This window comes from Aquabacterium sp. UBA2148, assembly GCF_002328915.1.
GTDB lineage: Bacteria > Pseudomonadota > Gammaproteobacteria > Burkholderiales > Burkholderiaceae_C > Aquabacterium > Aquabacterium parvum.
Map to the genome: position 1 here is coordinate 1 of NZ_DCXA01000076.1, position 10,179 is coordinate 10,179.

Genomic DNA, 10,179 nt, shown 5'->3' on the forward strand with positions numbered 1-10,179 from the left:
CGCCTGCAGGGTAGAGCTTGAAAGCCACCACACCCGCGTCCTTGGCTCGCTTGACCTCGTCCACGGGCGTGTTGTCGGTCAGGTACAGCACCATCAGCGGCTCGAACTTCACGCCAGCGGGCACGGCCGCGCGGATGCGGTCGCGATAAGCCACGGCCTGCTCGGCGGTGGTCACGGGCGGGCGCAGGTTGGGCATGACGATGGCCCGGCCGAACTGTTTGGCGGTGGCGGGCACCACCGAGGCCATGGCGGCGCCATCGCGCAGGTGCAGGTGCCAGTCGTCGGGGCGGGTCAGGGTGAGCTGGGCGAGGTTCGTCATGGTCGTGGGGAACAAGGAGGAGCCAAAAAGCAAGGGCGCTGACACGTTGGGTGTCAGGGGCCAGGGATCTCCGATTTTCGCCGCAAGCGAGGCACCTGGCGATGCCCCGTCAAGGACACGACCCCACCCCCAGAAAAGACCCATCGCGCCAAACCACCCCCATTCGGCCCCCCTAGGTCCGCCAGTCGGAGCGAATTCGCACCCCAAGGGCTAGGGAGCAGGGGCTATCAGCCAAAAGGATGAAGCCCTAGTCTGCACACACCCGCCGCACCCCTCTCGGCCGGGTCCACCCAACGCAGACGAGGACCTCATGATGCCCAGCCCCTCTCAGTCGGCCCGCTCGAGCCGCCCCCCCCAACGTGCGCTGACCTGGCGCCCCATCGCCCTGGCCGCCAGCCTGGCCTTGCCCTGGGCCGCCCACGCCCAGACAGCTTCGCTGGTGCAGTTGATCTCCAGCAACGCCGACCAGACCGTGGTGCGGATCACCGTGCCCAAACCCGTGCTCGAGACCGTGCAGACCGACTCGGGTGCCTTCCAGCGCTTTTCCTTGCGTGAAGGTGGCTTCGCGGTGGACAACAGCCAGCCCGGCCTGCCCGAGCTGCCCGCAGGCGGCTTCTCCGCCGCTTTGCCGCTTGACCTCAAGGAGTCGCCCGACGTCAGCATCGTGCCGGAAGGTGGCATCCAGCGCCTGAGCGCGCGCATCTACCCGGTGCAGCCGCCCGAGCACTCGCGCGAGAAAGAGGAGGACGCCAAGATCCCCTTCGTCTTCAACCCCGACACCTGGGGCAAGGGCGTGTTCAAGCCCGGACAGTCGCGCGGCAACCTGCCCATCGGCCAAGGGGACGTGCGCGTCGAGGGCTTTCGCCTGGCCCCGTATGGCTACGACCCGTCCAACCAGGTGCTGACCTGGTACCCCAGTTACCTCGTCACCATCAAGCACCCGGGCCGCTGCTTCACCTACGACCGCCTGCTCAACAAGGAATGGGTCACCACGCGCCAGGAAAAGGGGTTCGACCCGATAGACCAGCGCATCGAGGCGCTGCCGCAACCGGCCATGCGCTTCGCGCTCAACAAGCAGATCGCGGCCGAGCTGCGTTGCGTGCCGCCGGGCCTGACCCTGAACCCGAGCTTCTTTGGCGCGCGCTTTCTCATCGTCACGCACCCCAACTTCCTGGACGCGGCCAACGACCTCAAGGCCCACAAGCAGGCCCTGGGCATCTCGACCCGCGTGGTGACCACCAGCGAGATCACCGGCGCCAGCCCGACGGCCACGCGCACCCAGATCCGCAACTGGATCGCCAACTTCTACAACTCCCACATCGTGCGACCCAAGTGGGTGCTGTTCATGGGTGACGCGGAGTTCATCCCGACCAACTACGACGAGATCAGCCCCTTCTCGACCGACCCCAACTTCCCTGAATACGCCCGCAGCGCTGGCGACATGTGGTACGGCCAGTTCGCGCCGGGCTCGGACGCGTTCACCGTGCCGCCCTTCGGCATCGGGCGCCTGCCGGTGGACACGCTGGCCCAGGCCCAGACCATCGTCTCCAAGGTCAAGTCCTACGAGCTGTTCCCGCCGGTCAACCCGATCGTCGGCTCGGACTTCTACAACCGGCTGACCTTCGCCTCTCACTTCCAGGCAGATGACAGCGGCATCAAGGACGAGCGCTGGTTCGTCGAGACCAGCGAGATCGTGCGCAACCATGCCAACTCACTGGGCTACAACGTGGCGCGCCTGTACTGGGCCCCCAACGGTTCCGACCCGCGCTTCTACAACAGCGGCGCCGCCATCCCTGCGGCCCTGCGCAAGCCCGGCTTCCCCTGGAACGCCAACAGCGCCGACGTGGTGGCCAGCATCAACGCCGGCAGCGCCCTGGTCTACCACCGCGACCACGGCTGGTGGACGGGCTGGTCGCACCCGGGCTTCAGCACCACCGACGTGGCCTCGGTGTCCGTCACCGGCAACCGCTTCCCGGTGGTGTTGAGCATCAACTGCGCCTCGGGCATCTTCGACAACGAAACCGTGGACCTGGCACCGCAGTTCGTCGCCCCCGGCTATGGCCCGAGCATGATCAGCACCTACTTCGCCGAAGCGCTGCTGCGCAAGTCGGACGGGGCGCTGGCCGTCATCGGTGACACCCGCATCAGCAGCACCACGGCCAACAACCACATGACGCTGGGCCTGTTCGATGGCATCTTCCCCGGCCTGCTGCCCTATGGCAGCGCCGCGCCGTCCAAGCGCCTGGGCGACCTGCTGAACTACGCCAAGACCTACATCAAGCAGGTCGCAGCGGGCTCGGCGGCCAACAGCCACCCGCTGAACTCGAGCGGCACCCAGCCCGGTGTGGCCACCCTGCGCCACGAGCTCAACATCTACAACCTGCTGGGCGACCCGACCGTCAAGCTGCGCGTCAGCCCCCAAGGCCTGCTGCCCTGGCCTGTTGGCATCAGCCAGGCCGTTCTGGAAGGCAAGTTCTTGCGTGTGCGACTCAAGCCGAACGACCGACCCATCCCCGAGGGTGACTGGGTCACGGTCGTCGCCATCGACCCGGTCAAGGGCACGGTGGTCGGTCGCGGGGTGGCCGATGAAGGCGGCAACGCCAGCATCGACCTGGGTGACAACCCGCCCAAGAACGTGATCGTGCGCGCCGCAGCCGGCGAAGGCACGGCAGACCAGGTTGCCAGCACCGAAACCGACACCGATGGCGACGGCGTGGCCGACAGCCGCGACAACTGCGTCAGCGTCAAGAACGCCAACCAGCGCGACACCGACCTCGACGGCTATGGCGATGCCTGTGATGCCGACCTCAACAACGACGGCATCGTCAACACCATCGACATGTCCATCGTTCGGCGCGACTTCGGCACCAGCGGGCGAGCCGGCGACCAGAACGGCGACGGCGTCGTCAACAGCCTGGACCTGAGCGCCGTGCGTCGCCTGTTTGCCACGCGCCCTGGCCCCTCGGCCTGGCACACCAGCGGTCGCTGAACCCACCAAAGCCGCCCTCTTTCACACGTTCAACCACACCATCAGGAGTCCACATGACCGCCATCCGTTCCATCGCCACCGCAGCGTCCACCTTGTGCATCGCACTGGCTTGCAGCACCGCCCAGGCCCAGAGTGTGTCGTTCGACCTCGACGCCCTGACCGTGGCGCCGGGCGAAACGTTCTCGCTCAACCTCATGGCATCGGGCTTCACCGAGGCCGTTCTGGGCGGGGGCTTCGGCCTGAGCTTCGATCCGGCCGTGCTGCGCCTGGACAGCGTCGTCATCCCGGCCAGCTGGGAGTTCGCCAAGAGCGGCGGCCTGATCGACAACGCCTCGGGCACACTCAGCGACGCCTACTTCGCCACCAACAGCCCGTTGCCTGGGGACGTCAAGCTGGCCACGCTGAACTTCACCGCGCTCAACGTGGGCCAGAGCCTGGTCACGCCCCTGGCCAACACGCTCCAGCCCTTCGTTGAAGACGGCGCATTGGAGGTCACCCTGCCGGCCTACAAGTTCGCCACCGTGACCGTGGCCGTGCCGGAGCCCGGCGCCCTGGCGTTGATGCTGGCTGGCTGCCTGGCCATGACCCACCTGCGCTCGCGTCGCAGCTGAGTCACAGGCGCCTGGGTGCCGGGCATCCGGCGCCAGATCCCCTGGGGTAGCATGGCCGCACAAGCCATGTTCCCCAGGAGGATCCATGTCCAGTTTCGGCCAACCCGCGTCCGGTGCTTCGCGGGTCATCAAGCTCGTGGTGCTCGGCGTCGCTGCCGTGGTGCTGCTGTCGGCCCTGAACCCGATCACGGTCATCTCTGCCGGTGAACGCGGCATCAAGACCACCTTCGGCAAGGCCGATGACGCCGTCTACGAGCCCGGCATCCACTTCAAGGTGCCACTGGCCCAGACCATGCACGTGATGGACGTGCGCCTGCAAAAAGGCGAGGGCGAAGGCGATGCCGCTTCGCGCGACCTGCAGTCGGTGCACACCCGCATCGCCATCAACTACCACCTCGACCCCAAGCACGCGGTCGAGGTCTTTCGCAACATCGGCCCGACCACCGACATCGCGGCCGACCGCATCATCATCCCCGCCGCGCAAGAGGCCGTCAAAGCCGTCACCGCGCGCTTCACCGCCGAAGAGCTGGTCACGCGCCGCACCGAGGTGCGCGACGCCATCGGTGCGCTGCTGCGCGAGAAGATGATGCGCCACGGCCTGGTGCTCGACGAGTTCGCCATCGTCAACTTCGCCTTCTCGCGCTCTTTCGCCGAGGCCATCGAAGCCAAGGTCAAGGCCGAGCAGGAAAAGCTCAAGGCCGAACGCGACCTGCAACGCATCGAGGTCGAGGCCAAGCAGAAGGTTGCCAGCGCCAAGGCCGAAGCAGACGCCCTGGCCCTGCAACGCCAGCAGATCACGCCCGACCTGTTGGCCCTGCGCAAGATCGAGAACGAACGCGAGGCCATCCGCAAATGGGATGGCAACTTGCCGCAGGTCACAGGTGGGGCCACGCCCTTCATCCAGCTGAGCCCGAACAAGCCCTGAAAGCCGCAGGCATCGCCAACTGAGCGCCCAGCCGCCGACGCCCACCCCATCGAGGAGCACCATGCCCGATCTGTCGCCAACACCGCTGCAGCCCCACCCTCGCGCTCGCGCGCTGCTGATCACCGCCAGCTTGCTGGGCACGCTGAGCCTGGGTGGCTGCGCATGGGTGCCCGACTGGCTCAAAGGTGGGCCTGCAGAGCCCTCCGCCCGCGTCCAGGCGCAACCTGAAGAAGTTCGCGCCGAGGCCACCCCGCGACAGGAGCGGCTGCTTGCCATCACCGCCAGCCACCGCCTGATCAGCTTCCAGGCCGATCGCCCCGAAGAGTTGCTCAGCCGCGTGCACCTGACAGGCCTGCTGCCAGGCGAGAGCATCCTCGGCATGGACTTCCGGGTCGCTCGCGGAGAGTTGTTTGCCCTGAGCACGCGCGGCCGCCTGCTGCGCATCAACCCCGACAGCGGCGCGGTCCAGGCCATTGGTTCGGGCGTGAAGCTGCCGCAGGCACGCACCTTCGGCTTCGACTTCAACCCGGCGGTGGACCGCATCCGCGTGGTCGGCGACCGGGGAGACAACCTGCGCCTGCACCCCGACACGGGTGCCCAGGTCGATGGCCAGCCCGATGTGGACGGCGTGCAACCTGACGGGGCCCTGCGCTACGCCGATGGCGACGAGCAAGCCGGCAGCGCCCCTCGCATCGTGGCGGCCGGCTACACCTACAACCAGGACAACGAAAAGATCACCACCAACTACGCCATCGACGCGCGGGCAGGCCACCTGGTCATGCAGGGCTCACCGGAGGGCGCCACCCCGGTGGTCTCGCCCAACACGGGCGAGCTGCGCACGGTGGGCCCGTTGGGCGTGCATTCGTTCGACCACGCCTCGCTGGACATCGACGACGTCAAGAACAACGCCTACCTGGTGACCGGGCGCATCGGCTCGACCACTTCGCGCCTCTACACCATCGACTTGAAGACAGGTCAGGCCAAGCTCATCGGCCTGATCGGCCCCGCGCGCGAGCGCGACCGCCTGGGCACCGTGCTGGGCATGGCCATTCAACCCTGATCCGAGGCGGCGCACAGCACCTGCGCGCGCACACAGGGCTGAGCTCAAACCGCCCCGGCTGAATCACCCGAGGCCTGCTGCAAGCGCCACATCTGCGCATAGCGCCCATTGGCCGCCAGCAGCACCGGGTGGGTGCCCCGCTCGATGACGCGCCCTGCCTCCATCACCAGGATCTCGTGCGCGTTCACGATGGTCGAGAGGCGGTGCGCGATCACCAGCACCGTCTTGCCCTCGCCCACCGCCGCCAGCTCGGCCTGGATGGCGCGCTCGTTGGCCGAGTCCAGCGCCGAGGTCGCCTCGTCGAACACCAGGATCGGCGGGTCCTTGAGCAGCGTGCGCGCGATGGCCACACGCTGTTTCTCGCCCCCGGAAAGCTTCAGCCCCCGCTCGCCGACGATGGTGTCGTAGCCCTTGGGCGTGGACGCGATGAACCCGTGGATGTGCGCCGCCTGCGCGGCCTGGATCACCTCGTCCTGCGAGGACTCGGGCCGGCCGTAGGCGATGTTGTAGGCCACGGTGTCGTTGAACAGCACGGTGTCCTGCGGCACGATGCCGATGGCGCGCCTCAGGCTGTCCTGCGTGATGCTGGTGACGTCATGGCCGTTGATGGTGATGCGCCCGCCCTGCACGTCGTAGAAGCGGTAGAGCAGCCGCGCCAGCGTCGACTTGCCCGAGCCCGATGGGCCGACCACCGCCACCGTCTTGCCCGCCGGGATCTCGAAGCTCACGTCGTGCAGGATGGCTCGCTCGGGGTCATAGGCGAAATCGACGTGATCAAAGCGCACCGATGGCGGGCCCTTGAGCAGCAGCGGCCGGGCATCGGGGGCATCGGCCACCTCGCGCTCGCGCTCGAGCAGCGTGAACATCTTGTCCAGGTCGGTGAGCGACTGCTTGATCTCGCGGTAAATCACGCCCAGGAAGTTCAGCGGGATGTAGAGCTGGATCATGAAGGCGTTGACCATGACCAGGTCGCCCACCGTCATGCGCCCTTCGACCACGCCCTGTGTGGCCCGCCAGAGCATGGCGATCAGGCCGATGGCGATGATGGTTTGCTGACCTGCGTTGAGCAGCGACAGCGTTTGCTGCGACTTGACCCCGGCGCGGCGCAGGCGTTCGAGTGCCTCGTCGTAGCGCCGCGCTTCAAAGGCCTCATTGTTGAAGTACTTGACGGTTTCGTAGTTCAGCAGCGAGTCGATGGCGCGCGTGTGGGCCTTGGAGTCCAGCTCGTTCATCTCGCGCCGAAAGCGCGTGCGCCACTGCGTCAGCGTCACCGTGAAGGCCACATAGAACACCAGCGCAGCCAGCGTGATCCATGCAAAGGCCATGTCGAACTTGATGGCCAGCAGCGAGAGCACCAGCGTGACCTCGATCAGCGTGGGGATGATGCTGTAGAGCGAGTACGAGATCAGCGAGTGCACGGCCCGCGTGCCGCGCTCGATGTCGCGGGTCATGCCGCCGGTCTGGCGCTCGAGGTGAAAGCGCAGGCTCATGGCGTGCAGGTGGCCGAACACCTGAAGCGAGATGCTGCGCGCCGCGCCCTCGGTGGCCTTGGCAAAGACCAGCTCGCGCAACTCGGCGAACACCGAAGTGGACAGGCGCAGCAGACCATACGCCAGCAGCAAACCCACAGGCACCGCCAGCAGGGCCTCGGCGCTGCCCGCCTTGGGCGCCAGCGTGTCGACCAGGTCCTTGAGCAACACGGGCACGCCCACGTTGGCCAGCTTGGCGCCCACCATGAAGGCCAGCGCCGCCACCACTCGCCACTTGTAGGCCCACAGGTAGGGCCACAGCCGGGCGAGCGTGTCGCGGTCACTGCGGGCGGGCCCCGGGTTGGGACCTGAGGTGACAGGGGTTTGACTTGAAGCCTGTGCGAATCGGCGCATTCTGGAACAATGGCGTACCAACAAACGAGACCGTCCATTGTCGACGGCTTTGGCTCACCCCGCTTTGGCCCACCCAGTTTTGGCACGCCCATGACCCAACCGACCAGCCCCGCCCTGATGACCCCGCCCGACCTGCATCCCGAGATGGAGCTGGTCATGCGCGTCATGCCCATGCCCAAAGACGCCAACGGCAACGGCGACATCTTCGGCGGCTGGATCATGGCGCAGGTCGACCTCGCCGCCTGCGTGCTGCCCGCGCGCATCTCGCGCGGCCGCGTCGCCACCATCGCCGTCAACGAGTTCGTGTTCCGCAATGCGGTGTCGGTCGGTGACCTGCTGAGCTTCTACGCCCGCGTCGAGAAGATCGGCCGCACCTCCATCACCGTGCACGTCGAGGTCTGGGCCGAGCGCCGCCCCTCCGACCCGATCCTGGTGAAGGTCACCGAGGCCAACGTCACCTACGTGGCCATCGACCGCGACGGGCGCCCTCGCCCGGCTCAGCCCGCCTGACTCCCACATCGCCATGCGCACCATCGCCACCCCCACCAACCTGGGTGAGGTTTCTTCGTCGTTGACCTCCGAGGGCTGGGCCCTGCTGCCCACCACGCTGCTCTACCCCTGGCTGCCCGCTGACGCGGCCCAGGCCGAGGCCCTGCACGCCAGCTGGAACGAGCTGCCGCCCGACACGCACCTGCGCGATGGCGGGCACTACCGCTTTCGCCGGCACAGCTGCTTCGTGTACGACACGGCGGCACAAACGCTCACGCAGACGCCGCACCGGGCCCACTGGCAACCGGTGACCTACAACGCGCTGCACGGCGGCTTCGAGCGCTGGTTCGAGCCCGTGCCCGACGGCATCGCGCAGCACCCGATGTGGCGAGCCCTGCTGCGCAAGCTCGGAGGCTTCCTGGCTGGCGTCAAGCCCGTGCCCGCCTGGTACATCGAGGCGCACCAGTTCCGCGTCGACACCACCGGCGGCATCGGCCGCCCCACGCCGGAAGGCGCCCACCGCGATGGCGTCGACTTCGTGGCCGTGATCATGCTGGGCCGCCACGGCATCAAGGGCGGTGAAACGCGCGTGTTCGAGGCCGATGGCCCGCAAGGCGTGCGCTTCACGCTCGACCAGCCCTGGAGCACGCTGCTGCTCGACGACGAGCGCGTGATCCACGAGTCCACGCCCATCCAGCCGCTGGGCGAGCATGGCTGGCGCGACACCCTGGTGCTGACGTTTCGCCAGGGTGGCTTTCAGGGGCCTTGACGGCTCAAGCGCCCGTCGCGCCCCCTTGCATCGCCAACGGTGAGCAGCGTGGACGGGCACGAGGCCACGCCCACCCGATCACCTGTTGCGCTCACATGCCCTGGAAGTTGGGCTTGCGCTTTTCCATCACGGCGCTGATGGCTTCCTTGGCGGCCGGGCCGCGCAGCAGCGCACCGAAGAGCTTGAGCTCCTCGTCCATGATGGCCTTGAGGCCCACCTGGCCCATCTTCATGACGGCCTTGGTGGCGCGCAGCGCGGCCAGCGGCTTGGCGGCCAGCTTGGTGGCCTGACCTTGAGCGTAGGCATTGACCTCCTGCGGCGGCAGGATGCGGTTGACGATGCCCATCTCCACGGCCTCTTCGGCGTAGAAGGCCTCGCCCAGCATCAGCTTCTCGGCGGCGCGCGGGTAGCCCACCAGCGAAGGCAGCAGCAGGGCCGATCCGGCTTCGGGGCACAGGCCCAGGTTCACGAAGGGCAGGCTGAAAGCGGCGTTGTCACCGGCGTAGACCAGGTCGCAGTGCAGCAGCAGCGTGGTGCCGATGCCCACGGCCGGGCCGGCCACGGCGGCGACGATGGGCTTGGGGAAGGTGCGCAGCACGTTGAGGAAGCGCACCACCGGTGCCGGCTCCGCGTCAGCGGCCATGTTCGGCGGGTTGTTCAGGAAGTCGGCCAGGTCGTTGCCGGCGGTGAAGCAGCTCACGTCGCCCTGGATCACGGCCACGCGCACGGCGTCGTCTTCGCAGGCCTGCTCCAGCTCTTGCGCCAGGCGGGTGTACATCACCGTGGTGATGGCGTTCTTCTTGTCGAGGCGGTTGAAGGTCAGCGTCAGGATGCCGCCTTCGCGGTGGGCCAGGATGTCGTTGGACATGGGTGTCTCCTCGTTGTGAAAGGCAGTGGGGGCAAAAAGATGGTGTCAGGCTTCGAGCCAGCGCAGCGCCTGCGGCCACAGCTTCGAAGCATGGGGCTGGAACAGGCCGAAATGGCCCAGCCGTTTCAGCCCGTGGGCGTGGGGGTGCAGGGACTCGAAACGAAGCTGGGCACCCGCGTACAGGCGATACAGCGCGCGGATGCCATCCGGGCTGATGAGCTCGTCGTCCTCCATGAGCACGGCCGTGATGGGCTGGCGGATGGCGG

General features: G+C 67.5%; 8 protein-coding genes and 2 pseudogenes. 6 read left to right on the top strand and 4 right to left on the bottom strand.

All coding sequences use genetic code 11. The features are described 5' to 3' along the window. A pseudogene (locus tag B2W70_RS04055) lies at nucleotides 1-319 on the bottom strand (amidohydrolase family protein); the annotation flags it as partial. Nucleotides 320-629: 310 nt separating this feature from the next. Between B2W70_RS04055 and B2W70_RS04060 the strand changes: the two are divergent. The 4 genes from B2W70_RS04060 to B2W70_RS04075 all read left to right on the top strand — a co-directional run bounded on the left by B2W70_RS04060 (nucleotide 630) and on the right by B2W70_RS04075 (nucleotide 5,904). Next, nucleotides 630-3,308 carry a C25 family cysteine peptidase gene (locus tag B2W70_RS04060; RefSeq protein ID WP_286743119.1) on the top strand — a complete coding sequence of 893 codons (2,679 nt, stop codon included), beginning with the start codon at nucleotides 630-632 and terminating at the stop codon, nucleotides 3,306-3,308. 53 nt (nucleotides 3,309-3,361) lie between these two features. Further along, complete coding sequence (locus B2W70_RS04065) at nucleotides 3,362-3,919, top strand: cohesin domain-containing protein (protein ID WP_286743122.1); 558 nt, start codon at nucleotides 3,362-3,364, stop codon at nucleotides 3,917-3,919. 85 nt (nucleotides 3,920-4,004) lie between these two features. Beyond that, on the top strand, nucleotides 4,005-4,844 hold the full coding sequence (locus B2W70_RS04070; protein WP_286743125.1) for a prohibitin family protein: 840 nt from the start codon (nucleotides 4,005-4,007) through the stop codon (nucleotides 4,842-4,844). Nucleotides 4,845-4,905: 61 nt separating this feature from the next. Continuing rightward, nucleotides 4,906-5,904, top strand: coding sequence for a DUF4394 domain-containing protein (locus B2W70_RS04075; RefSeq protein ID WP_286743127.1), 999 nt, complete (start codon nucleotides 4,906-4,908; stop codon nucleotides 5,902-5,904). A 44-nt stretch (nucleotides 5,905-5,948) separates the two neighbouring features. Here the strand turns inward: B2W70_RS04075 and B2W70_RS04080 are convergent, their stop codons facing one another. Next, a complete protein-coding gene (locus B2W70_RS04080; RefSeq protein ID WP_286743130.1) occupies nucleotides 5,949-7,787 on the bottom strand; it encodes an ABCB family ABC transporter ATP-binding protein/permease in 1,839 nt (612 codons plus the stop codon). A gap of 90 nt (nucleotides 7,788-7,877) precedes the next feature. On the opposite strand from B2W70_RS04080, the gene B2W70_RS04085 reads away from it, so the two are divergent. Together B2W70_RS04085 and B2W70_RS04090 are read left to right on the top strand one after the other, a co-directional pair. Further along, on the top strand, nucleotides 7,878-8,297 hold the full coding sequence (locus B2W70_RS04085; RefSeq protein WP_058088313.1) for an acyl-CoA thioesterase: 420 nt from the start codon (nucleotides 7,878-7,880) through the stop codon (nucleotides 8,295-8,297). A 13-nt stretch (nucleotides 8,298-8,310) separates the two neighbouring features. Next, nucleotides 8,311-9,045: a 2OG-Fe dioxygenase family protein gene (locus B2W70_RS04090; protein ID WP_286743132.1), complete on the top strand. Its 735-nt coding sequence runs from the start codon at nucleotides 8,311-8,313 to the stop codon at nucleotides 9,043-9,045. A 91-nt stretch (nucleotides 9,046-9,136) separates the two neighbouring features. Here the strand turns inward: B2W70_RS04090 and B2W70_RS04095 are convergent, their stop codons facing one another. Both B2W70_RS04095 and B2W70_RS04100 read right to left on the bottom strand, forming a co-directional pair. Then, nucleotides 9,137-9,913 (bottom strand): enoyl-CoA hydratase, encoded by a 777-nt coding sequence (locus tag B2W70_RS04095; RefSeq protein WP_286743135.1) that lies wholly within the window; start codon nucleotides 9,911-9,913, stop codon nucleotides 9,137-9,139. Between the two features lie 45 nt (nucleotides 9,914-9,958). Beyond that, a pseudogene (locus tag B2W70_RS04100) lies at nucleotides 9,959-10,179 on the bottom strand (alpha/beta hydrolase); the annotation flags it as partial.